Raw genomic sequence first — 23,550 nt, 5'->3', positions numbered from 1 at the left:
TCCGGTCGCCGCGAACGGGCGCGATTGTTGACGGTCGGCTTGCGTGTTCTAATTCACGATCCCGATTTCGTCAGACCATTGCCATGCCCCTGTTCGAACCCGTCACGCTGGATACCTCCCGCCTCGTCCTGCGGCCGCTTCGCGAAACCGATGCGCAGGCGTTCTTCGAAATCTGGTCGGACGCGCAGGCAATGCGCTATTTCTCGTTCTCGCCGATGACGCAGATCGAACAGGCCGCGGCGCGCGTCGCGCGCAACCTGACGACGTCCGCGAGCGGGCAGGACCTGATCTGCGTGCTCGAACTGCGGGAAACCGGCGAAGCGCTCGGCGAATGCGTGCTGTTCCATGCGAACGAACAATGCCGGCGTGCCGAGATCGGCTTCAGCCTGCGGCGCAAGTTCTGGCGCGGCGGATACATGCGCGAAGCGGCGACGGCCGTGATCGGCCACGCGTTCGGCACACTGAAGCTGAACCGGATCGAGGCCGACATCGATCCGCGCAACGTCGCGTCGGCGCAGCTGCTCGAACGGCTGGGCTTCGTCAGGGAAGGGCTGCTGCGCGAACGCTGGATCGTCGGCGGCGAAGTGTCGGACAGCGCGCTGTACGGGCTGCTGGCGAGCGATCGCCGCTGACGTTGCGCCTCAGCCGGATGACTTCGCGGCGGGAACGATCGCGAATGCATCCACTTCGACCAGCACATCCGTGCGGAACAACGACGCCACGCCTACGAGCGCGCTCGCGGGCGGGCATGCGGTATTGACCCAGCGGTCGCGCACCTCGCGAATCTGCGGCAACAGGCTCGAGTCGAAATCGCGGACATAGATCGTCAGCCGCGCGACGGACTCGAAGCCGACGCCCGCGGCACGAAGCGTAGCGGCGATGTTCCGGAACACCTGATCGAGCTGCGTCGCATGATCGGCGCCGACGACGGCGCCTTCGGCATCGAACGGGACATGTCCGGACAGATACAGCGGCTGACCGCCTTCGACGAGTATCGCCTGCGAAATGCCGGGAATCGTGGCGCCGGGGGGATTGATTGCACGCAGCATCGGAGCATCCTCTCAGGTTGATGCAGTTGTTCGGGGCGGCCGGATCGGGCTCGCCAGGTTCGACTCAACGGACGGCCGGCGGCCGTGCATGTCGCTCACAGCTTCGCGAGCCAGCCCTCGACCCGCTCCTTCCCGCGCAGCGTCGCGACCCATCGATCGGGCAATGCCGGTTCGCCATACAGCGCACCGGCGAGGCTGCCGGCGATGGCCGCGGTCGTATCGGTGTCGTTGCCGAGCGCGATCGCGTGCTTCACGCAGTCCTCGTAGCTGCCTGTCGACAGCAGGCAATGGATCGACGACCAGAAGCTGTCGACCACGTAGCCCGATCCTTGCGGTGCGTCGAAGCGGCCGTCGAGCACGATCTTCAGCTCGATTTCGTCGGCCGTGCCTTCGTAGCGCATCAGCAGTTCGTTTTCGGCTGCGCGCACCGCATCGGGCGCGGGTTGACCTTCGACGATTCCCATTGCAGTGAGGCTGTAGAGCGCACAGCCAAGCTGCGAGCGCACGTGGCCGTGCGTGACGACACTCTGCCTGCACGCGAGCCGGATCGCTTCATCGCGCGATGCGGCGACCATCACGACGGGAAAGCAGCGCATCAGCGAACCGTTGCCGTTGTCGCGCTCGTCGGCCGGCCCGGCGGCTGAAGGCGCCGCGCCGGCCGCCAGCGCATGGAACGCGCGCTGCGTCTGCAGGCCGACATCGAACACGCGGCCGTCCGGCGTGAATGCGCCGCGATGGAACCAGTCCTGCAGGTTGCCGGCGAACGTGTCGAGATTCAGGTCGCGGTCGTGCCCTAACGCGTCGAGCAGCGCGAGCGCCTGTGCGCCGTCGTCGCTCCAGGTGCCGGGTGGCACGCCGTCGTGCGCGCGTGCGAAGCCGGGCGGCGGCGTCATGTCGATCGCAGCGGGCGGCGGGATCGACGCGGCGTCGTGGAATTCGTACGGCACGCCCAGCGCGTCGCCGATCAGCAGGCCAAACAGGCCGCCGCGCAGGCGGGCGCTTCGGTTCGGAGTCGAGGTCATCGGAGGCGGTCGGGTAGGCGGCTTGCGTCGCGGAATACCGTGCAGACTAGACCAATCGCCCGCGCATGCCTAGCCGATACGCTGCGGCCGGTGCGAACGAATGCCGCATGGCCCGTGTGTGCTGCTGAACTAGAGTCGAACGGTAGCGGATCAAACGACACCGGGAAGACGACACATCATGGCCAAGAAATTTCCGCTGCATCCCGTGCATCCGGAGCGGATCTGCTGGGGATGCGACAACTACTGCCCGACACACGCGATGCGGTGCGGCAACGGCTCCAGCCGCACGCAGCACCCAAGCGAGCTGCTCGGCGACGACTGGTACCGATATGGCGACTGGGGCATCGAATGCGCGGATGCCGGCAACGACAGCAAACACGAACACACGACCGAAACCGGCGAGCGGTCGTAGCGACAAGTTGCCTTACCCGCACACGTTCCGTTTCTTGATCTGCATCACGGCCACGAAAAGCGCGCCGAAACATCATGAACAAAGATGCACACGAAAAGCATCTTGAAGCGGGCGGGATGCCCGGCGGCCAGGAACCTGCGTTCCGCCGCCGTCGCGCCGACCCGCGTCCCCATGATCGAGAAAGGAGAGCAGCGTGTATTGCTATCAATGCGAACAGACCGACCGGACCGGCGCGCGGCCCGGCTGCGCATCGGCGAAAGGCAACTGCGGCAAGGATGCGACAACCGCCGACCTGCAGGACCTGCTGGTCCACGCAGTGAAGGGCATCGCGCAATACGGCGCGATCGCGCGTGCGGCGGGCGCGCCCGATCGCGACGCGGACCGGTTCGTGCTGTACGCGATGTTCACGACGCTGACCAACGTGAATTTCCACGCGGCGCGCTTCGTCACGCTGCTGCGTGAAGCGGCGCAGACGCGCGACCGCGTGAAGACCGCATGCGAAGCGCATGCGCGGGCGGCGGGAGCGATCGTGCCTGCCCCGCAGGGGCCGGCGACGTGGCAGCCGGCGGCCGATCTGACCGGCTTGCTGGAGCAGGCCGCCTCCGTCGGCGTGGACAACGGGCTCGACATCGTCGGCGCGGACATCGTCGGCCTGCGTGCGCTGGTGCTGTACGGGCTGAAGGGTGTGTGTGCGTATGCGCATCATGCGCGTGTGCTCGGCTACGAGCGCGACGACATCTACGAAGGCGTCGAGGCGGCGCTCGCGTTTCTCGCGAGCGACCCCGACGACGTGAATGCGCTGCTCGCGCAGGCGCTCGAACTCGGCCGGCTGAACCTGACGGTGATGGAACTGCTCGACAGCGCGAACACCGGCCGCTTCGGCGCGCAGCAACCGACGGCCGTGCGCGTGTCGCCGGTCGCGGGCAAGGCGATCCTCGTGTCGGGCCATGATCTCGGCGACTTGCATGCGCTGCTCGAACAGACGGCCGGCACGGGCATCCACGTGTACACGCACGGCGAAATGCTGCCGGCGCACGCGTACCCGATGCTCAAGGCCTTTCCGCATCTCGTCGGCAACTACGGCGGCGCGTGGCAGGACCAGCAGAGCGATTTCGCGCATTTCCCCGGTCCGATCCTGATGACGTCCAACTGCATCATCGAGCCGATGCCGCAATACCGGCAGCGCATCTTCACGACGGGGCCGGTCGGCTGGCCGGGCGTGCGCCATCTCGAACATCACGATTTCTCGATGCTGATCCGCGCGGCGCAGGCGCTGCCCGGTTTCCCGGCCACGGCGCCGGAGGAATCGATCACGGTCGGGTTCGGCCGGCATGCGGTGCTCGGCGTCGCGGACCAGGTCGTCGAGGCGGTCAAGGCCGGACAGATCCGCCATTTCTTCCTGATCGGCGGCTGCGACGGCGCGGCGCCGGGCCGCAACTACTACACCGAGTTCGCGGAGCAGGCGCCCGGCGATACGGTCGTGATGACGCTCGGCTGCAACAAGTACCGGTTCAACCGGCATGCGTTCGGTGACATCGGCGGCATTCCGCGCCTGCTCGACGTCGGGCAGTGCAACGACAGCTATTCGGCGATCCGGATCGCCACGGCGCTCGCCGACGCGTTCGAATGCGGCGTGAACGACCTGCCGTTGTCCCTCGTGATCTCATGGTTCGAGCAGAAAGCGGCGGCCGTGCTGTTGACGCTGCTCGCGCTCGGCCTGCGCAATATCCGCCTCGGGCCGACGCTGCCGGCATTCATCACGCCGGGCGTGCTCGCGGTGCTGGTCGAACAGTTCGGCATCCAGCCGATCGGCGACGCCGGGTCCGACCTGGCCGCGTCGCTGGCGCGCAACGCCGCTTGAGCGGGATCGTTCGATGACCTACCGGATCGAGATCACGACACGCGACGGCGAGCGGTTCGGCTTCGGGTGCGATGCCGGACAGGATCTGCTGTCGGCGGCGGCCGACGCCGACATCACGCTGCCGTCGCAATGCCGGCGCGGCAGTTGCGGCGCGTGCCAGGCGACCGTCGTCGACGGCGCGTACGAGATGCAGCCCGACACCGCGGGCGTGCTGCCGGCCGGGCAGCGCGGCGCGGTCCTGCTGTGCCGGACCACGCCGCGTGGCGATCTGCGCATCGCCGCACCGTACGACCGGACCAAGGTGCTGCTGCATCCGGTGCCCGTGCGTGCCGCGCGGATCGCGGCGCTCGAGACGATCGCGGCCGACACGATGCGCGTCGAGTTGCAGGTCGAACCCGACGACGCATCCGGTACGGCCGTGGAGTTCGAGCCCGGCCAGTTCGCGGAGCTGGAGGTGCCGGGCAGCGGCCTGCGTCGCCCGTATTCGCTGGCGAACACGAGCAACTGGGACGGGCGCCTCGAATTCCTGGTCCGGCTGCGGCCGGGCGGGTGGTTTTCGACCTACCTGCGCGAGCGTGCACGGCCGGGCGATCCGCTGACCGTGCGCGTGCCGATGGGCGGCTTCGGGCTGTTCGCGGACAGCCTGCGGCCGCGCTGGTTCGTCGCGGGCGGCACGGGGCTCGCGCCGATCCTGTCGATGCTGCGGCGCATGGCCGACTATCAGGAGATGGCGGACGCGCGGTTGTTCTTCGGCGTCAATCAGGAAAGCGAACTGTTCATGCTCGACGAACTGGCGCGATTGCAGTCCGAGCTGCCGCAGTTGCGCGTCGATCTGTGTGTATGGCGGCCGGATGCGGAGTGGGCCGGGTATCGCGGTACGCCGGTCGATGCGTTGCGCGCGGCGCTTGCGCGGGCGGGGGCGCCGCCGGATATCTACGTATGCGGGCCGCCGCCGCTCGTGCAGGGCGCGCGCGAGGCGGCGACGGCAGCGGGGGTGCCGGATGCGCAGTTCGCGAGCGAGCGGTTTAGCGTGTGAGGTCGATGCGCGGCCGTTTCAGAGGTGGATGACTTGCCGGATTCACGGGGCGAACGTACGCTTTGCCGATACCACGGTCCACCACGGGTTCTCGACCATGCAAGCCCATCCCCTGCGTCTTTCCCCCGGCGACGACCTGCGCGGCGCCATCGAGGCGGCATTGCGCCGGCACGGCGCGCACGCCGCCTTCGTGATCCAGGGCATCGGCAGCCTGAGCGTCGCGCAGTTGCGCTTCGCCGGCGTCGACCAGCCGGCCGAGCTGCGCGGCGACCTCGAAATCCTGACGCTGGCCGGCTCGGTGTCGCCGGACGGCGCACACCTGCACATGGCCGTCTCGGATGCGGACGGCCGCGTAACGGGCGGCCATGTGGCGAGCGGCTGCGTGGTACGCACGACGGCCGAGATCCTGCTCGCGCTGCTGCCTGCGCATCGTTTCTCGCGCGAACCCGACGCGGGCACCGGCTTCAACGAACTGGTGATCCGGCGCGAACCAGGCGGCGACGCCGCATAAAAAAATGGCGCCGCGGCCATTCGGCCTGCGGCGCCATTGCGCGGTGCTGCGACGTCGACCACCCGCCGCAGCCCGACTTCGTGATTACATCTGCACGGTGTCGGCCACTTCCTTGAAGTCTTCGATCTGGTCGAAGTTCATGTACTTGTAGATCTGGTCGCCGTTCGCGCTGAGCACGCCCATGTCGGCCATGTACTCTTCCTTGGTCGGGATCTTGCCCAGACGCGAGCAGATGGCCGCCAGCTCCGCCGAGCCGAGGTACACGTTCGTGTTCTTGCCGAGGCGGTTCGGGAAGTTGCGGGTCGACGTCGACATGACCGTCGCGCCTTCGCGCACCTGAGCCTGGTTACCCATGCACAGCGAGCAGCCCGGCATTTCGGTACGCGCACCGGCCGTGCCGAACACGCCGTAGTGGCCTTCTTCCGTCAGCTGCTTCTGGTCCATCTTGGTCGGCGGCGCGACCCACAGCTTGACCGGGATGTCGCGCTTGCCTTCCAGCAGCTTCGACGCGGCGCGGAAGTGACCGATGTTGGTCATGCACGAACCGATGAACACTTCGTCGATCTTCGCGCCTGCGACGTCGGACAGCGTCTTCACGTCGTCCGGGTCGTTCGGGCAGGCGACGATCGGCTCGTGGATGTCGGCGAGGTCGATCTCGATGACGGCCGCGTACTCGGCGTCGGCATCCGGCGACAGCAGTTGCGGGTCGGCCAGCCACTGTTCCATCGCCGCGATACGGCGCTGCAGGCTGCGCGGATCCTGGTAGCCCTGCGCGATCATCCACTTCAGCAGCGTGATGTTGCTGTTCAGGTACTCGATGATCGGTTCCTTGTTCAGGTGCACCGAGCAACCGGCAGCCGAACGTTCGGCGGATGCATCCGACAGCTCGAACGCTTGCTCGACCTTCAGGTCGGGCAGGCCTTCGATTTCGAGAATGCGGCCCGAGAAGATGTTCTTCTTGCCTTGCTTGGCGACCGTCAGCATGCCTTGCTTGATCGCGTACAGCGGAATCGCGTTGACGAGGTCACGCAGCGTGACGCCCGGCTGCATCTTGCCCTTGAAGCGAACCAGCACCGATTCCGGCATGTCCAGCGGCATCGTGCCGGTGGCGGCCGCGAACGCGACCAGGCCCGAACCTGCCGGGAAGCTGATGCCGATCGGGAAGCGCGTGTGCGAATCGCCGCCGGTGCCGACGGTGTCGGGCAGCAGCATGCGGTTCAGCCAGGAGTGGATCACGCCGTCGCCCGGGCGCAGCGCGATGCCGCCGCGCGTGCTGATGAAGTTCGGCAGCGTCTGGTGCGTCTTCACGTCGACCGGCTTCGGATACGCGGCGGTGTGGCAGAACGACTGCATCACGAGGTCGGCCGAGAAGCCGAGGCACGCGAGGTCCTTCAGTTCGTCGCGGGTCATCGGGCCCGTGGTGTCCTGCGAGCCGACCGAGGTCATCTTCGGTTCGCAGTACGTGCCCGGGCGCACGCCCTGGCCTTCCGGCAGACCGCATGCGCGGCCGACCATCTTCTGCGCGAGCGAGAAGCCCTTGCCGCTGTCGGCCGGCTGGTGCGGCAGGCGGAACAGCGTCGACGGCGCGAGGCCGAGCGCTTCACGCGCCTTCGCGGTCAGGCCGCGGCCGATGATCAGCGGAATGCGGCCGCCGGCGCGCACTTCGTCGAACAGCACGTCGGACTTGACCTGGAATTCGGCGATCACGTTGCCGTCCTTCAGCGCCTTGCCATCGTACGGGCGCAGTTCGACCACGTCGCCCATTTCCATCTGCGACACGTCGAGTTCGATCGGCAGCGCGCCGGCATCTTCCATCGTGTTGTAGAAGATCGGGGCGATCTTGCTGCCGAGGCACACGCCGCCGAAACGCTTGTTCGGGACGAACGGGATGTCTTCGCCGGTGAACCACAGCACCGAGTTGGTGGCCGACTTGCGCGAGGAGCCGGTGCCGACCACGTCGCCCACGTAGGCGACCAGGTGGCCCTTTTCCTTCAGCGATTCGATGAACTTGACCGGGCCGCGCTTGCCGTCTTCTTCCGGCGTGATGCCCGGGCGCGCGTTCTTCAGCATCGCCAGCGCGTGCATCGGGATGTCCGGGCGGGTGGTGGCGTCCGGGGCCGGCGACAGGTCGTCGGTGTTGGTTTCGCCCGTCACCTTGAACACGGTGATGGTCAGGCTTTGCGGCACTTCCGGACGGCTCGTGAACCATTCGGCATCGGCCCAGCTCTGCAGCACGGCCTTCGCGTGCGCGTTGCCCTTGTCGGCGAGTTCCTTCACGTCATGGAACTGGTCGAACATCAGCAGCGTTTTCTTCAGTGCGTCGGCTGCGACTGCCGCGACTGCGTCGTCGGACAGCAGCTCGATCAGCGGCTGGATGTTGTAGCCGCCCAGCATCGTGCCGAGCAGTTCGGTGGCGCGCGCGCGCGAAATCAGCGGGCAGGCGGTCTCGCCCTTGGCCACGGCGGCCAGGAAGCCGGCCTTCACGCGGGCGGCTTCGTCGACGCCGGCAGGCACGCGATGGGTGATCAGGTCGACGAGCGTCTGCTCTTCGCCGGCCGGCGGGTTCGTCAGCAATTCGACCAGTTCGGCGGTCTGCTGAGCCGTCAGCGGCAGGGGAGGAATACCGAGCGCGGCGCGGGCGGCCACGTGAGCACGAAAGTTTTCAAGCATGGGGAGACCTGCTGATATTGCGTTTGAGGGGAAGGCCTTGCCGGCACTCCGGGGCTATTCCAGGCACTGCTTTGAGCGGGATTCTAATCTCAATGGTCTGGAACGTCAAATGTCTTATGTCTTATATAAGAGTTGATGCGCGTGGGGCCGGGAATCGTGGCGGCATCGCGCAGCCGGCCTTGTCTGGCGTGGCCCGGTGGGTGGCTTGCGGGGGCCGGATCCGGTGACAGGCACCGCACATTTCTGCACAAGCCCGCAGGAAACGGTACATACGAGGCGCGCTCGCACGTCTAGGCTTCCTGTCACCCGGCTTGCGATCAGGTTTCAAAAGCACGGGGCGGAAACGGGTGCGTGCCCGTCGATTCGTCCCGGGCGGTCGCGATCCCTCTTACTCCGACGGTCAAGAACATGCGTTCCAGAGATTCGATAGTCCTGATGCTGTTGCTCGTCGCGTCGTCGGTCGTGCATGCGGCGGCGACCGGCGACGCATCGCGTGGCGCGGCCAGCCGGCCCGTTGCACTGGTCTATCGCGGCCCTGCGGCGTGCGACGGCTGCCCCGAGGCCATTGCCGCGCGCTTGCAGGAATCGGACTACCGGTTCCGGGTGATCTACGTCGGGCCGGCGGAACGGCTCAAGATCACGCCTGCGGCGCTGGCCGGTGCCGCGTTGTACGTGCAACCCGGCGGCGGGCAGGATATCCCCGGCGCGGCCACCAGCATCGGGCGCAATTCAATCAAGGCCGTGCGGCAGTACGTGGCGAACGGCGGGCGATACCTGGGGCTCTGCATGGGCGCGTACCTGGCGGGCGAACGGGGTTTCCGGCTGGTCGCCGGCGACATCGACTCCGAGGTCGACCGGCCGGGCTCGACGCTTCACGGTATCGCCGATACGGTGACGCCGGTCGTATGGCGCGGGAAGCAGCGCTGGATCTATTACCAGGACGGCGCGATGCTCCCGGCCGTGCCGGCCGGCTCCGGCGGCGTCGTGCTGGCGACCTATCCGAACAACGACATCGCGGCCGCGACCTACCGTTACGGCAAAGGGCGCGTCGGGCTCGCCGGTCCGCATCCCGAAGCCGATGAAAGCTGGTATCGCCAGAACCGCCTCAAGAACCCGGACGGCGTGTTGCCGGACATGGCCTACGACCTGATCGACGCGACGATGAAGCCATAGCGGTGCGCGGCTTACTTCCGTTTGGCCCGATACGCGTCGAGATTCTTTCGGGCCTGCGCCCGGATCGCGCGCTGCATGAACGGCGTCCAGCCGAGCAGCGCGCCTTTCAGCCCGAGCGCCTGACGCGCCCAGCGCCACAGGTCGAAACGGTCGCGATGCTCGACGATGCGTCCGTCGCGAAACCGGAACCGCGCGTCGATCCGGTTGACCACCATCCGGCCGGTCGCGGTGAACCGGTAGTGCGCGATCCACTCCGCGCGCCCGGTGTGTTCGTCTGCCGCGACCTCGCCGAACGTCAGCGAAAACTCCTGCGCCCGCGCGACCAGCATGCGCCACATGTCGCGTGCACGTTCGCCGTGCAGTTCGCCGAACGCCGGATCGCTGAAGACGATGTCGTCCGCATAGCACGCGAGCATCGCGTCGATGTCGCGCTGCTGGAAGGCCGTGTAAAAACGCTGGATCAGTTCGGTGTTCGGATGACTCATCTTTTGATTGGATGTCGTTGTCGATGAAGCGGAATCGCGACGCGGCGGCCGGGCGCCGGGCAAGCCACTGTAGCGGAAATCGAATGCGCTGTCGCCGACCGGCGCGGCGGCATGAGCCGGTTTCTTCCGGCTGTTTCGCCCGCCGGGCAATTGATGGACAATCCGCGCTGGAGGCCGGCAGGGCCTCGATCCGCGAGCGCGCCATGACCGTCGAGAACCCATTCGTGAAATTTCGCGTTGAAGCGCCGTTGCGGCCAACGTGGCCGCTCGTGCTGCTCGCGCACGCATTCCCCGCTTTCGCGGCAGGGCTCGACTGTGCGCAGGCATCCAGCCCGACGGAAGAGGCCGTGTGCGCGTCGAACGACCTGCATCTGGACGACGGCCGGCTGTCGGCCTTTTACCGGAAGTTGTCCGGCGTGTTGCCTCAGGATCAACGCGCTGCGTTGCGGACCGCGCAACGCGGCTGGCTGACGACGCGCGATCGATGCGGCGCCGATCATGGCTGTATCGAGCAACGCTATCTGACGCGGATCGGCGACCTGCAATCGCAATTGGCCATGGTGCTCGCCTATCGCCCCGACGCCGAAGACAAGGCCGCGCTCGACGATTTGCGTACGCGCGTCGATCAGGCGCGCCGAACGGATGCGAGCTCGCCCGTCGAGCAGGTGATCGCAGGGCTGCGGATCAGGACGGCAGTCACGCGGTTTTCCAGCGCGTCCGATGACGGGCAGGGCGCGGCGTTTCCGACGACCCGGCCCGACGGCGTGACAGCCGACGAATGGAAGGCGTTGAAGGCGTCGCACGTCGATGGCGACGACACGGAGGCGAGCGCGTCCTACACGCTGATCGATCTGGATGGCAACGGGCAGCGCGATCTGGTGATCGAGTCGGCGGCGAACGGAACGGGGTTGTGGTCGTCGGTCGACGTCCTGCGCCGTAACGGCGGCAAGTTCGAGGTGCCCGGCGATTCGAACGGGGCGATCGAGCGCAGCCTGTACACGACGAATGGCCGCGGCGCGAATCAGGCGGCCGACTGGATTCGCTTGCGCGGGCGCGTCTATGCGCTGTATCGCGACAGTCACTACGGCGTCGATGATTTTTACTTGCTGCGACCGTTTACCGTCGTCGACCGGGTGCCGATGCTGACGGTGCATTACCGCTACCGCCTGTCGGTGCCGATCGAACAGCACAAGGACGGCAAGACGGGTTCAACGATGCTCGACGGCCCGCTGCAGATGGCGCTCGAGCAGGCGCTGCGCGATGTGAGCGACAGCCAGGCGCGCGATGCGGGCGCCGGCAAGCCGCTGTGCCCGGTTCCGTCCACGGTGCAGGGCGATGACCGCGCCGCGTATTCGAACTATGGGCCCGGCCACTATTCGTACGAGATCGTCGGCGACATGCCGGTGCATGTCGGCGGCACGTGCTATATCGGCCGCTTGATCGACTGGTTTGGTCAGTACGGCAAGGACGGCCTGATGGCGCAACTGTCGATGCGTCTTCCCGCCAACGATACGGACCGCGAGCAGACGTTCAGCGTGAACGGTGTCCGGACCGTGACGTCCGTCGCGGCGTCGATCGGGAAAATGACGGTCAACAGCGGGAATTGACGCGGGCGCGCGCGGCTTCGGTTCGGCCGTTTCGACTTGAACGCGACCGGCACGTCACCGGATTCCCGTCAACGGTTCGCCAGCGCGACGTCCTGATTGCCTCGACCGGTCACCAGGCAGCCCGACATGAAGGCCTCGCTCTGGCTGCCGGCGGCGGCTTCGCCGAAACCGCGGCCAAGCGCGTCGGCCTTGACCTGCGCTGCGCCTTGCTCGCACGCGAGCGGGCTGGCGTCGCGGCCCTGCGCATGCAGGATCGCGCGATCGCCGATGAGATAGGCCAGCAGCGCAAAAACAGCGATATGTACGGCTCGTCTCATGGTTCGTCTCCTCGTTGCCCAAGCGTAACGCGGACACGTTTGACGAAGCACTTGGGGCTTCCCCCGGTAAACGTCTGCTGAAAAAGGTGGCGGGGCGGGCGGGGTGATCCCGTCCTGTTTTCCGGATTTTGCGTGGAAAGGAGGGGGCGCGGCCCGGCGCGCGATTCGCGCGAGTTTGACGAATGTCAGGGTACGGTCAGGCGGAGACGGTTGTCCGGACGTTCAAAGCGATAGCATGAATGCATGATTTGACGGAACGCGATGGCGGATGAATGCATCGGTTCCGGCAAGCAGGTGCGTGTTGAACATCGCTGTCGAAATAGTGAGGAATCCAAATGTTGAACGTCTCTTCCGTCCTGATCAGTCTTGCCCCGTTGTGGGCCATCCTGCTGGTGGCGTCGTCGGCTGCCGCGTATTTCGTGTTCTGGCGCAAGGTCATCGACTGAGTGCTGCACGATGGCGGGTACGCGTGCGATGCACGGCGCCCGCACGTCCCTCGTCCCTCGTCCTTCGTCGCACGTTCGACGGTCGCGGGCGCAAGGCTGCGGGCCCGTCGGGCGGCCGGCGTCAGCTGCGCCGCCGTGCCGGATGCCCGTCATTGCACGGCCGTCACCGGCACGTTCGAAATGCGCACCAGCCGGCTCATCACGCTGCGGCGAAATACCGACATCAGCGCATGCAGCGGATCGTGCCGCGGCGCGACCACCACGATCTCGTCGCAGCCGGTCTCGGCTGCCGCGGTCGCGATCGTGTCGGCCACCGGGCCGACCTTCATCACGACGGTGTATCTGACACCGGCCTCTCGCAGAATCCGTTCCGCCATCGCCAGATCGTCGGACGCGAACTTCTCCTCGATCGAGCGCAGCCGCGACAGCGGGTAATAGGCCTCGAGCCGCGTCGATTCGAGCGGCGCCTGCACGTTGATCAGCACGATCTCCGACGCGCATCGTTCGCGATAGAGGAATGTCGCGTGGCGAACCGCCTGAAGCGAGCGGGGCGAGTGACCGACCGGAACCAGCAGCTTGAGCATGAACGATGTCCAGGGAACGAGATGCTTCCAGCGTAGCGTGCGGCCGGATCGAGCCATCTAAAGAAATCGGGCGGCCGCATAAAAATCGCGTTAACGCGTGCGGCCGCGTGACGCGCCTATTAGAAATATAAGAAATTTTAGTTTATGCGCATAAACGATTTCATCGGCCGGAACGGCGTGAGCGGTCCGGTAGGCGCTGCCCCGATTTAGTCGGATCCGCAATGAATCGCGACGGAAAATATCGGAGGTCGCCGATCCGGCGTCGCGTAGAGTAGAACATCGGCCGCGGCGCGGCCTCTCCCGGCCGGCCCGGGAGCGATCGCCGCCGCTACGCGGCCCGCCATTCCATCCCGATTCCAGGAGACCCCGCATGCCGCACGGCGCCCCGCAGTTTCTCGCCTCCGCTTCCATTTCCGTCGATCCGATCGTGCGCCTGTCGGCCAGCGAGCTCGCCGCGGCGATCCGCAGCCAGGCGGTGTCGTGCGTCGAGACGATGCGCGCGTATCTCGACCACGTCGAGCGCGTGAACGGCGCGGTCAATGCGATCGTCGCGCTGCGCGATCGCGATGCGCTGCTCGCCGAAGCGGCGCAGAAGGATGCCGAGCTGGCGCGCGGCGAGTACCGCGGCTGGATGCACGGGATGCCGCAGGCGCCGAAGGATCTGGCGATGACGAAGGGGCTGCGGACGACCTACGGCTCGCCGATCTTCCGCGAGAACGTGCCGCAGGCCGATTCCGTCGGCGTCGCGCGGATGCGCGCGGCCGGCGCGATCTTCATCGGCAAGACCAATACGCCCGAGTTCGGGCTCGGTTCGCACACGTTCAACGAGGTTTATGGCGCGACGCGCAATCCGTACGACCTGACGAAGAGCGCGGGCGGCAGCAGCGGCGGCACGGCGGCGGCGCTGGCGGCGCGGATGCTGCCGGTGGCGGACGGCAGCGATTTCGGCGGTTCGCTGCGCAATCCGGCCGCGTTCTGCAACATCTACGGCTTTCGTCCGTCGCAGGGCCGCGTGCCGCGCTGGCCGGGCGTCGACGTGTACATGCAGCAGCTCGGCATCGAAGGGCCGATGGGCCGCACCGTCGGCGACGTCGCGCAGCTGCTCGCGATCCAGGCCGGCTACGACGCGAACGATCCGCTGTCGCTCGCGGAAGATCCGGCCGTGTTCGCGCAGCCGCTCGATGCGGACCTGCGCGGCAAGCGCATCGCGTGGGTCGGCGACTGGAACGGCTATCTCGCGACCGAGGCCGGCGTGCTCGCGCAGTGCGAGCAGGGGCTGGCGACGCTGCGCGAGATCGGCTGCGACGTCGATGCCGCGCTGCCGGCGTTCGCGCCCGACCGGATCTGGCGCCTGTGGCTCGCGCACCGGCACCTGCTGTCGGGCGGCGGGCTGCTCGCGCACTATCGCGACCCGGCGCGACGCGCGCTGCTGAAGCCCGAGGCGATCTACGAGGTCGAAGGGCTGCTCGCGATGCAGGGCGCGGCCGTGTTCGACGCGAGCGTCGAGCGCACCGCGTGGCATCAGGCCGTGCTGCGTTTCTTCGACCGCTACGACTTCATCGCGGCGCCGACCGCGCAGGTGTTCCCGTTCGACGTCGACCAGCGCTGGCCGAAAGAAATCGCGGGCCGCCCGATGGACACCTACCACCGCTGGATGGAGACGGTCGTGCCGTGGACGTTGGCGGGCTGCCCGGTGATCAACGTGCCGGTCGGCTTCAACGACGCGGGGCTGCCGATGGGGATGCAGCTGATCGGACGCCCGCGCGCCGATCTCGCCGTGCTGCAGCTCGCACGCGGCTACGAGCAAGCGGCCGACTGGGTCAGCCAGCGGTTGCCGGCGTGGATGGCAGCGTAACGTCGCGACCGGCGGGAAGCCGGTAGCAGGCGGGCGAAACGGGCGGCGGCGAGCCGCCCGTTTCGTTTTGAGGCGATGCGTTGTGCCGCCGGCGCATGCCGGAACCTGCCTCCATTGATGCAACCGGAGAACGAATCGCAGGACGTGCATGACATCGCGCGGCAAACGCGCGCGAATCTGCGCGCCGGTGTCCGTTGGTCGCCGAATTGCAAGCGGTCGCGTGGCCTGATTTCGTTTCGATGTGTTTCAGTCGTTGCGGCGGCGCGCGACGCGCTTCGACAATATCGCCTCGACAATTCGGGCACGAGGGAAACACATGAAGCACATTCGCGCGACGGGCCGGCACCTGGCCTCGGCAGGCATCGCGTTCGGCATCCTGATCAGTAGCGCCGCACACGCGCAGCTCGACCTGCAATCGATCGGCGCATCGCTGCTCGGCGGCGCCGGCGGGCAGCAGCAAGCTGCGCCCGCGCAGGGCGGTGTCGCGCAGTTGCTGCAGGCGTATGTCGGCGCGAACCAGCAGGTGCTGACCGGCCAGTCGTCGCTCGCGTCGGCGATGGGGCTGACGGGTGCGGCCGGGCAGGCGCAGCAAGCCGCGAGCCAGCTGTCCGGCGGCGATGCGCTGACGCCGGCCGCGCTGTCGCAGATGGGTGGCGCGCAGCAGTCGGTGTCGCAGGCGCTCGGCCAGGCGTTCGCGAGCGGCGGCGCAACGCACGGCCCGGTCGACAAGCAGGCGTTCAGCAACGGCCTCGCGTCGCTCGGGCAGGGGCTCACGCAGTATTCGCAACTGCAGTCGGGGCTCGGCAATCTCGGTTCGACGAGTGCGGCGTCGCTGCTGCAGTCGGGCCTGAATCCGCAGAACATGCAGGCCGCGTCGTATATCGCGCAAAGCGCGCCGGGCCAGTTGCAGTCGCTTGCCGCGACGCTCAGCCAGGCCGTGCAGTTCGCGACGAGCCAGGGCATTTCGGTGCCGTCGGTCGCCGCGTCCGCGCTGAAGCTGCTGCCGTAACGCCGTGCAGGTGCGCGCGATGCGGTGCCGGCATCGCGCGCGGCGACGGACGATCGCGCCGCACAACATGGGGATGTCGCGCGATGCTATCGTGGCGTGTCCCTTTTATCGGTGCCGGTTCATGACTGACTCGTTCGACCTCTCGCGCTATTTCTCCCGCATCGGCTACGACGGCCCGGTCGAGCCGACGCTCGACGTGTTGCGCAGGCTGCATCTGCTGCATCCGCAGGCGATCCCGTTCGAAAACCTCAATCCGCTGACCGGCGCACGCGTCGCGCTCGACCTGCCCTCGATCGTCGACAAGGTGATCGAGCGCCGCCGCGGCGGCTACTGCTTCGAACTCAACAAGCTGTTCCATGCCGCGCTCACGACGATCGGCTTTCGCGTGACGCCGCTGATCGCGCGCGTGCGCTGGATGCGGCCGCCCGAGATCGTCACGGCGCAGACGCACATGCTGCTGCGCATCGATCTCGACGGCGCGGCGTGGCTCGCGGACATCGGCTTCGGCAGCGCGACGCTGACCGCGCCGCTGCGCTTCGTGCCCGGCGAGCGGCAATTGACCCCGCATGGCGCGTTCCGCGTGGTCGACGCGCCGGTCGACGGCGAATTCGACATGCAGTTCGAGATCCCCGACGGCTGGCAGACGACCTACCGCTTCTCGTTGAAGCCGGCCGAATGGATCGATTACGACGCCGCGAACTGGTTCACGTCGACGTATCCCGAATCGATCTTCGTGAACGACCTGATCGCATGCCGCGTGCTGCCGGACGGCCGTGCGGCGTTGCTCAACACGGCGCTGACGCTGCGCGACGCGGCGGGCGCCGGGCGCACCGTCACGTTCGACAACGCAGCCGAGTGGGGCGCGTGCCTGCGCGACACGATCGGCATCAATACGGCGGGTTTCGATCTCGACGCGCTGTTCACGCGGCTGGCCGCGCGCGCCGCGCGGTAACGCGCACGCACGATGCGCGCAAGCGGCCCGCCTGCGGGCCGCGCCTCGATGCAATCGATCCATTCCGCCGCAGGCGCGGTTGACATTTGCTAGATTGCTAGCATACTAGTATTCATGACCGACGAAGAAGTGAAGCAATTCAACGTGTACCTGCCGCTCGGCCTGATCCGGCAGGTCAAGCATCGCGCCATCGAAACGGAGCAGTCGCTGTCCGCGCTGGTGGCCGATGCATTGCGCGCGTACCTGGCCGCGCCGCCGCCGGGCGCGGCGCCGTCCACCAAGGAGGAGTGACATGTCATCCGAGCGAATCGAAGCCGTGTACCTGACGACGCACAACTGGGGCAAGTCGGCGAAGTTCTTCCAGGCGCTGGGCTTCAAGCTGGAATTCGAAACCGATCACCACTCGGGCCAGTTGCGCAGCGGCGACGGTCCGTTCCTGTTCATCGCCGAAGTGCCGCCGGGCGAGACGCCGGCCATGCAGGTCGTGCTCAAGGTGCCCGATGAGCAGGCGGTGCAGCCGCAGCCGATCGTCGAGGTCGTCACGCCGTTCGAGGATACTCACTGGGGCACGCGCGACATGACCGTGCGCGACCCGGACGGCCGCGTGTGGCGCCTGCAGGCGCCGGGCAAGCAAGGCGCGTGAGGCCGGCATGACCGACCTCCGCGAAGACGCCCCCGACAGCACGGCCGCCCGCGTCGCGCTGTGGCGCGCGCTGCACGTCGAACTCGACGCCCCCCCGCATGTGCTTGCCGACGAAGTCGGGCTTCGATTGCTCGCGCCGGAACCGGGCTGGCAGCAGCGCGGCGACATGGATCCGCAATTCACGCGGCCGTTTCGCGCGTCGATCGTCGCGCGGGCGCGCTTCATCGAGGATCTCGTGGCCGAGCAGGCCGCGCGCGGCGTGAGCCAGTACGTGATCCTCGGCGCCGGGCTCGACAGCTTCGTGCAGCGCCGGCCGGAGATGGCGTCGCGCGTGACCGTCTTCGAAGTCGACCCGCCGGCGCCGCAGGCCTGGAAGCAGCGCCGCCTGGCCGAGCTCGGCTACGGCGTGCCCGGCTGGCTGCGGTTCGTGCCGGTCGATTTCGAGGCGAAGCAGTCGTGGCGCGACGCGCTCGTCGGCGCCGGCTTCGATGCCGGCAAGCCGGCCGTCGTGGTGTCCACCGGCGTCAGCATGTACCTGACGCGCGAGGCGAACGCGGCCGCGCTGCGCGAAGTCGCGTCGCTCGCGCCGGGCTCGACGCTCGCGATGACGTTCCTGCTGCCGCTGGAACACGCGGACCCGGACGTGCGTCCGGGGCTGGAAATGGCCGCGAAGGGCGCGCGTGCGAGCGGTACGCCGTTCATCAGCTTCTTCATGCCGGCGCAGATCCAGGCGCTTGCGCTGGCGGCCGGTTTTGCGAAGGCCGCGCACGTGTCGGCCGCCGACCTGACGCGCCGTTACTTCGCCGATCGCACGGACGGCTTGCGGCCGCCGAACAACGCCGAAGCGCTGCTGGTCGCGACGGTCTGATCCGTCGCGTTCGTGACGCCCGTCACGCGCGTTCGAGTACGGCCATTTCCCGCACGACCACGAGCAGCACCGCCAGGCTCGCACCGCCCGATGCGCGCAGGTCCGTGAGCAGGTGCTCGTAGCGGGCAAGGGCGCTCTCGCGGCGTTCGCGCCACGCGCCGACGATCGTCTCGGGCGTCGTCGAATCCGGCGATTCCGCGAGCGCGCTCGTCGTCAGCGTGCGCTTCAGGCGCGCGACTTCCGCAAGCGCGGCCGCGCGCGCCAGCATGTCCCAGTGCGTCGGCGTCGGCAGTGTCGCCGCGCGCTCGCTGATCCATCCGTAGTTGAGCAGCGTACCGAGCGAGAAATAGACGCCCGCGACGAGTTCGAGGCTGCGGTTGCTGGTCGCGGCCACTTCGGCGATGTCGAGCAGCGCCGCTGAAATATCGCCGCTCGCGACGCGCACCGCGAGCGCGCTGTCGACGCCGGCTTCGACCAGCACGCGCTGCCGCTCGGACAGCGCATCGAGATCGTCGGCCGGCAGCAGCGACGGCAGTTGCGGCGCCAGCCGCTCTGCCGCATCGCGGCAGCGTGCGATCAGCTCGGCGACGCCGCCGTCGGCCACCGCGCCGGACTGCAGATGCCGCAGGAACCACAGCGCCGCGCGCTCCAGCAGCCGCGCGACGTCGACGAACATGCGCGCCTGCACGTCGTCGGCCACGCGGTTGTCGAGCGCGTCGATGTCGCGCCATACCGCATCGAGATCGAACACGTCGCGCGCCATGATGCACGCGCGCACGATGTCGCCCGGCTTCGCGTCGGTTTCCTCCATCAGCCGGTGCACGAATGCGCAGCCGACGCGATTCACGAGCGCGTTGGTCAGGTGCGTCGCGAGAATCTCGCGGCGCAGCGGATGGCGGCCCATCGGTTCGCTGAAACGCTGCTGCAGCGGCTTCGGGAAGTAGTCGACCAGCATCGCGGCCACCAGCGGATCCTCGGGCACGTCGGATTCGAGCAGCGCGTCGTAGAGCCACATCTTGCTGTACGCGAGCAGCACCGCGCGCTCCGGCGACGTGAGGCCGAGCTTCGCGGCTTGCCGCTCGGCGACTTCGTCGTCGGTCGGCAGGAATTCGATCACGCGGTTCAGCCGGCCCGCGCGTTCGAGCCAGCGCATCAGCCGCGCTTCGGCGTCGAGCAGTTCGACCGCATAGCGGCCCGCGATCGACAGCGCCTGCGTCTGGTAGTAGTTGTCGCGCAGCACGAGCAGCCCGACTTCGTCAGTCATTTCCGCGAGCAGTGCGTTGCGCTGCTTCTCGGTCATTTCGCCGTCCGACACGACGAGCCCGAGCAGGATCTTGATGTTGACTTCGTGATCCGAACAATCGACGCCGGCCGAGTTGTCGATCGCATCCGTATTCATGCGGCCGCCGCGCTGCGCGAACTCGATGCGGCCGAACTGCGTGCAGCCGAGGTTGCCGCCTTCGCCTACGACCTTGCAGCGCAGGTCCGCGCCGTTCACGCGCACCGCGTCATTGGCGCGGTCGCCGACCTGCAGGTGGGTTTCGCGCGCGGCCTTCACGTAGGTGCCGATGCCGCCGTTGTACAGCAGGTCGACCGGCGCCTGCAGGATCGCGCGGATCAGCTCGGTCGGCGGCAGCGCGTGCGCGTCGATGCCGAGCGCGGCCTGCACGGCCGGCGACAGCGGGATCGTCTTCGCGGTGCGCGGATACACGCCGCCGCCCGACGAAATCGCGGCCGGGTCGTAGTCGGCCCAGCTCGAGCGTTCGAGCGCGAACAGGCGTGCGCGCTCCGCGAAGCTCGTCGCGGGATCGGGGTTCGGGTCGAGGAACACGTGCCGGTGATCGAACGCGGCGACGAGCCGGATATGCGGCGACAGCAGCATCCCGTTGCCGAACACGTCGCCCGACATGTCGCCGACGCCGACCACGGTGAAGTCGGTCGTCTGCGTATCGATGCCCATCTCGCGGAAGTGCCGCTTCACCGATTCCCACGCGCCGCGCGCGGTGATCGCCATCTTCTTGTGGTCGTAGCCGACCGAGCCGCCGGACGCGAACGCATCGTCGAGCCAGAAGCCGTATTCGTGCGAGATCGCGTTCGCGTAGTCGGAGAAGGTGGCCGTGCCCTTGTCGGCGGCGACGACCAGGTACGGATCGTCGGGGTCGTGACGCACCACGTCGGGCGGCGGCACGATCGCGTTGCCGGCCAGGTTGTCGGTCAGGTCGAGCAGGCCGCGCAGGAAGGTCTGGTAGCACGCGATGCCTTCGCGCATCCACGCTTCGCGATCGCTCGGCGGCGGCGGGTTCTTCACGACGAAGCCGCCTTTCGAGCCGACCGGCACGATCACGACGTTCTTCACCATCTGCGCCTTCATCAGCCCGAGCACCTCGGTGCGGAAATCCTCGCGGCGATCCGACCAGCGCAGGCCGCCGCGCGCGACGCGCCCGCCGCGCAGGTGCACGCCTTCGACACGCGGCGAATACACCCAGATCTCGAACATCGGCTTCGGTTCGGGCAGGCCCGGTACCTTCGCCGGATTGAACTTGAACGACAGGTACGGTTTCGATTCGCCGTTCGCGTCGACGAGGAAGTAGTTCGTGCGCTCGGTCGCGTTGATCACGCCGAGGAACTGGCGCAGGATGCGGTCCTCGTCGAGGTTCGGCACCTGGTCGAGCGCGCCTTCGATCGCTTTCAGCAGCCGTTCGGCCTGCACGTCGCGCGTGTCGCCGGTGGCCGGGTCGAAGCGCAGCAGGAACAGCTCGACGAGTTGCCGCGCAATGGCCGGATTGCCGGTCAGCGCGCGTTCGATATACGCGTCGCTGAACGTCGAGCCGACTTGCCGCAGGTATTTCGCATACGCACGCAGGATCGTCACTTCGCGCGCGCTCAGGTGCGCACGCAGCACGAGACGGTTGAAATCGTCGTTCTCGATCCGGCCGCTCCAGATCCGGTCGAACGCGTCTTCGAACAGGTCTTTCACGCGTTCGATGTCGAACTCGGTATCGTCGGCGAGTTCAAGACCGAAGTCGTGTACCCACGCGTGCGTCGCGTCCTGCGTCTGGATCCGGTACGGCCGCTCCTCGTCGACGCGCACGCCGAGATGCTCGAGCATCGGCAGGCTGCGCGACAACGCGATCGGGTCGCCCGCGCGATAGACCTTGAAGCGGAACGCGCGCGGCTCGGCCTCGATCGGGCGGTACAGGTTCATCGCGAGCTGGCCGGTGTCCTTCACGCGCTCGATCAACTCGATGTCGCGCACGGCCGTGCGCGCCGGGTAGTCGTCGCGATAGCCGGCCGGGAACGAATCGGCATAGCGTTGCAGCAGGCGGTTGCCTTGCTCTTCGCCGAATGCGTCGAGCAGCGCGTCGGCGAGATCGTCCTGCCAGCGGCGCGTGACCTGCACGAGCCGCGTTTCGAGCTCGCGCGTGTCGACGTCGGGCATCGTGCCCGGTTCGGCATGGACGACGAAATGAATGCGCGCGATCGCCGATTCCGACAGCAGCGGCGTGAATTCGACGTTCACGCCGTTGAACGCGTCGACCAGCAGCTTCGCGATGCGGCGGCGCAGGTCGGTGTTGTACTTGTCGCGCGGCACGAACGCGAGGCACGACACGAAGCGGTCGAACCGGTCGCGCCGCACGAACAGCCGCGTGCGCTGGTGTTCCTGCAGCCGCAGGATGCCGAGCGCGATGTCGTAGAGCTGGTCTTCGTCGGCCTGGAACAGTTCGTCGCGCGGATAGGTTTCGAGCACCGTCACGAGTGTCTTGCCAAGATGCCCCTTCGGCAGGAAGCCCGCGCGCCGCACGATGTTCGCGCACTTGCGGCGCACGATCGGGATCTCGGCGCTCGACACCATGTACGCAGTCGACGTGTACAGCCCGATGAAGCGGCGTTCGCCGGTCACTTTGCCGTCCGCGCCGACGAGTTTCACGCCGACGTAGTCGAGATAGCCCGGCCGGTGCACGGTCGCGCGCGAGTTCGCCTTGGTCAGGAAGATCGGCCACGCGCCGGTGATGATGTCGGCGGCGGCCTGCGGCAGCGGCGTCACATCGGGTGCGCCCGACGGGCGCAGCGATTCGCGCAGGATGCCGTAGCCCGAGCCTTCGATGCCGCGCAGGCCGAAGCCCGTGCCGTCCGAGACCAGCGCATAATCGCGCTGGCCGAGGAACGTGAAGTGATCGGCGGCCATCCATTCGAGGAACGCGCGCGCCTCGATGTCTTCCGCGGTCGATTCGCGCGCTTTCATCTCCTTGATCGTCGCGCGGGCAATGTCGACGATCTTCGGCCAGTCCTCGACCGATGCGCGCACGTCGCCGAGCACGTGCGCGATGTCCTCGCGCAACGTGTCGAGCAGCGCGGCGTCGCCGCAGCGGTCGACTTCGAAATGGATGAACGACGCGAGTTGCGACTGGCCGTCGCCGGGCGTCGCGCCGCCCGCGTCGACGCGCTCGATGCCGCCGCCCGCGCCGCGCCAGATCCGGAACACCGGGTGCAGCGCCGAATGCAGCGCGAGCCCGAGGCGGTTGACGGCCATCGTCACCGAGTCGACGAGGAACGGCATGTCGTCGTTGACGATCTCGATCACCGTGTGATCGGAATGCCAGCCGTGCTGTTCGAGGATCGGGTTGTACACGCGCAGCCGTTCGCTGCCGGGCACGAATTTCTGGGCGGTCTGCCAGTGCGCCATTGCGGCGCCGTACAGGTCGGCGATGCTGCGGTTCTGCAGATCGTCGGCGTCGACGAAATCGTAGTAGTGACGCAGGAAGGGTTCGACGATCCGGAAGGTGGCTTCGGGCAGGCGCCCGCGCGCGAATTCGACGACATCGGAGAGCAGGTGTGCGACGACTTCCTCGTTCTTCGCTTCCATGGCGGTCTCCTCGTCGGGTGGCCATTGGCTGCTGCGTCTGTCCGGCATTATGGCGCCGATTGCGTGACAAAGCGATGTGCGGGCGCACAACGCAGGCGGCCCGGGGCGGCCGCGTGCGGCGCCCGTCGCGGGCGCCGCAGCGTGTGAATCAGTGCGGGGCGGGCGGTGCCGAAGCGGCGGCGCCGT

At 67.6% G+C, this 23,550-nt stretch carries 20 protein-coding genes; 13 read left to right on the top strand and 7 right to left on the bottom strand.

What is annotated here, in order from left to right:
- Positions 1 to 83 precede the first annotated feature (83 nt).
- On the top strand, positions 84 to 632 hold the full coding sequence (locus tag OHZ10_RS28770) for a GNAT family N-acetyltransferase (protein WP_342705103.1): 549 nt from the start codon (positions 84 to 86) through the stop codon (positions 630 to 632).
- 9 nt (positions 633 to 641) lie between these two features.
- Here OHZ10_RS28770 and OHZ10_RS28765 read toward each other — a convergent pair whose 3' ends face one another.
- Both OHZ10_RS28765 and OHZ10_RS28760 read right to left on the bottom strand, forming a co-directional pair.
- Positions 642 to 1,049 carry a RidA family protein gene (locus OHZ10_RS28765; RefSeq protein WP_059240123.1) on the bottom strand — a complete coding sequence of 136 codons (408 nt, stop codon included), beginning with the start codon at positions 1,047 to 1,049 and terminating at the stop codon, positions 642 to 644.
- 95 nt (positions 1,050 to 1,144) lie between these two features.
- Positions 1,145 to 2,071, bottom strand: coding sequence for an ADP-ribosylglycohydrolase family protein (locus OHZ10_RS28760; protein WP_059240124.1), 927 nt, complete (start codon positions 2,069 to 2,071; stop codon positions 1,145 to 1,147).
- Positions 2,072 to 2,249: 178 nt separating this feature from the next.
- Here OHZ10_RS28760 and OHZ10_RS28755 point away from each other — a divergent pair, with 178 nt between their 5' ends.
- The 4 genes from OHZ10_RS28755 to OHZ10_RS28740 all read left to right on the top strand — a co-directional run bounded on the left by OHZ10_RS28755 (position 2,250) and on the right by OHZ10_RS28740 (position 5,891).
- Positions 2,250 to 2,483, top strand: coding sequence for a DUF3079 domain-containing protein (locus OHZ10_RS28755; RefSeq protein ID WP_059240126.1), 234 nt, complete (start codon positions 2,250 to 2,252; stop codon positions 2,481 to 2,483).
- A 193-nt stretch (positions 2,484 to 2,676) separates the two neighbouring features.
- Complete coding sequence (gene hcp / locus OHZ10_RS28750) at positions 2,677 to 4,344, top strand: hydroxylamine reductase (RefSeq protein ID WP_342705102.1); 1,668 nt, start codon at positions 2,677 to 2,679, stop codon at positions 4,342 to 4,344.
- A 13-nt stretch (positions 4,345 to 4,357) separates the two neighbouring features.
- Complete coding sequence (locus OHZ10_RS28745; RefSeq protein ID WP_059240130.1) at positions 4,358 to 5,380, top strand: FAD-binding oxidoreductase; 1,023 nt, start codon at positions 4,358 to 4,360, stop codon at positions 5,378 to 5,380.
- Between the two features lie 97 nt (positions 5,381 to 5,477).
- The gene (locus OHZ10_RS28740; protein ID WP_059240132.1) at positions 5,478 to 5,891 is read left to right on the top strand and encodes a PPC domain-containing DNA-binding protein; all 414 of its coding nucleotides are present in this window, start codon (positions 5,478 to 5,480) and stop codon (positions 5,889 to 5,891) included.
- An 84-nt stretch (positions 5,892 to 5,975) separates the two neighbouring features.
- On the opposite strand, the gene acnB is transcribed toward OHZ10_RS28740, so the two are convergent.
- Positions 5,976 to 8,561 carry a bifunctional aconitate hydratase 2/2-methylisocitrate dehydratase gene (gene acnB, locus OHZ10_RS28735; protein ID WP_059240134.1) on the bottom strand — a complete coding sequence of 862 codons (2,586 nt, stop codon included), beginning with the start codon at positions 8,559 to 8,561 and terminating at the stop codon, positions 5,976 to 5,978.
- Positions 8,562 to 8,996: 435 nt separating this feature from the next.
- Between acnB and OHZ10_RS28730 the strand changes: the two genes are divergently transcribed.
- Positions 8,997 to 9,734, top strand: coding sequence for a BPL-N domain-containing protein (locus OHZ10_RS28730; protein WP_342705101.1), 738 nt, complete (start codon positions 8,997 to 8,999; stop codon positions 9,732 to 9,734).
- A gap of 11 nt (positions 9,735 to 9,745) precedes the next feature.
- Here the strand turns inward: OHZ10_RS28730 and OHZ10_RS28725 are convergent, their stop codons facing one another.
- Positions 9,746 to 10,219 carry a nuclear transport factor 2 family protein gene (locus OHZ10_RS28725; RefSeq protein ID WP_059240138.1) on the bottom strand — a complete coding sequence of 158 codons (474 nt, stop codon included), beginning with the start codon at positions 10,217 to 10,219 and terminating at the stop codon, positions 9,746 to 9,748.
- A gap of 224 nt (positions 10,220 to 10,443) precedes the next feature.
- Between OHZ10_RS28725 and OHZ10_RS28720 the strand changes: the two genes are divergently transcribed.
- Positions 10,444 to 11,826, top strand: coding sequence for a lysozyme inhibitor LprI family protein (locus OHZ10_RS28720; RefSeq protein ID WP_342705100.1), 1,383 nt, complete (start codon positions 10,444 to 10,446; stop codon positions 11,824 to 11,826).
- Between the two features lie 68 nt (positions 11,827 to 11,894).
- Here OHZ10_RS28720 and OHZ10_RS28715 read toward each other — a convergent pair whose 3' ends face one another.
- The gene (locus OHZ10_RS28715) at positions 11,895 to 12,143 is read right to left on the bottom strand and encodes a hypothetical protein (protein WP_059240140.1); all 249 of its coding nucleotides are present in this window, start codon (positions 12,141 to 12,143) and stop codon (positions 11,895 to 11,897) included.
- Positions 12,144 to 12,738: 595 nt separating this feature from the next.
- Entirely contained in the window at positions 12,739 to 13,173 is a 435-nt protein-coding gene (locus OHZ10_RS28710; RefSeq protein WP_059240142.1) for a universal stress protein, read from the bottom strand.
- Between the two features lie 370 nt (positions 13,174 to 13,543).
- Here OHZ10_RS28710 and OHZ10_RS28705 point away from each other — a divergent pair, with 370 nt between their 5' ends.
- The 6 genes from OHZ10_RS28705 (at position 13,544) to OHZ10_RS28680 (ending at position 18,500) form a co-directional block, all read left to right on the top strand.
- Entirely contained in the window at positions 13,544 to 15,028 is a 1,485-nt protein-coding gene (locus OHZ10_RS28705; protein ID WP_059240144.1) for an amidase, read from the top strand.
- Between the two features lie 316 nt (positions 15,029 to 15,344).
- A complete protein-coding gene (locus OHZ10_RS28700; protein WP_174991273.1) occupies positions 15,345 to 16,037 on the top strand; it encodes a hypothetical protein in 693 nt (230 codons plus the stop codon).
- Positions 16,038 to 16,158: 121 nt separating this feature from the next.
- Positions 16,159 to 16,989, top strand: coding sequence for an arylamine N-acetyltransferase (locus OHZ10_RS28695; RefSeq protein ID WP_342705099.1), 831 nt, complete (start codon positions 16,159 to 16,161; stop codon positions 16,987 to 16,989).
- A gap of 114 nt (positions 16,990 to 17,103) precedes the next feature.
- Positions 17,104 to 17,280: a ribbon-helix-helix protein, CopG family gene (locus tag OHZ10_RS28690; protein WP_059240150.1), complete on the top strand. Its 177-nt coding sequence runs from the start codon at positions 17,104 to 17,106 to the stop codon at positions 17,278 to 17,280.
- 1 nt (position 17,281) lies between these two features.
- Positions 17,282 to 17,632, top strand: coding sequence for a VOC family protein (locus tag OHZ10_RS28685; protein WP_059240152.1), 351 nt, complete (start codon positions 17,282 to 17,284; stop codon positions 17,630 to 17,632).
- 7 nt (positions 17,633 to 17,639) lie between these two features.
- Positions 17,640 to 18,500: a class I SAM-dependent methyltransferase gene (locus OHZ10_RS28680; protein ID WP_226196360.1), complete on the top strand. Its 861-nt coding sequence runs from the start codon at positions 17,640 to 17,642 to the stop codon at positions 18,498 to 18,500.
- A gap of 22 nt (positions 18,501 to 18,522) precedes the next feature.
- Here OHZ10_RS28680 and OHZ10_RS28675 read toward each other — a convergent pair whose 3' ends face one another.
- A complete protein-coding gene (locus OHZ10_RS28675) occupies positions 18,523 to 23,364 on the bottom strand; it encodes an NAD-glutamate dehydrogenase (protein WP_342705098.1) in 4,842 nt (1,613 codons plus the stop codon).
- Positions 23,365 to 23,550 lie beyond the last annotated feature (186 nt).

The organism is Burkholderia arboris, assembly GCF_038723655.1.
GTDB classification, from domain to species: domain Bacteria; phylum Pseudomonadota; class Gammaproteobacteria; order Burkholderiales; family Burkholderiaceae; genus Burkholderia; species Burkholderia arboris.
The sequence above is the reverse complement of the archived record's forward strand: the minus strand, read 5'-3'. Positions and strand labels throughout refer to the sequence as shown.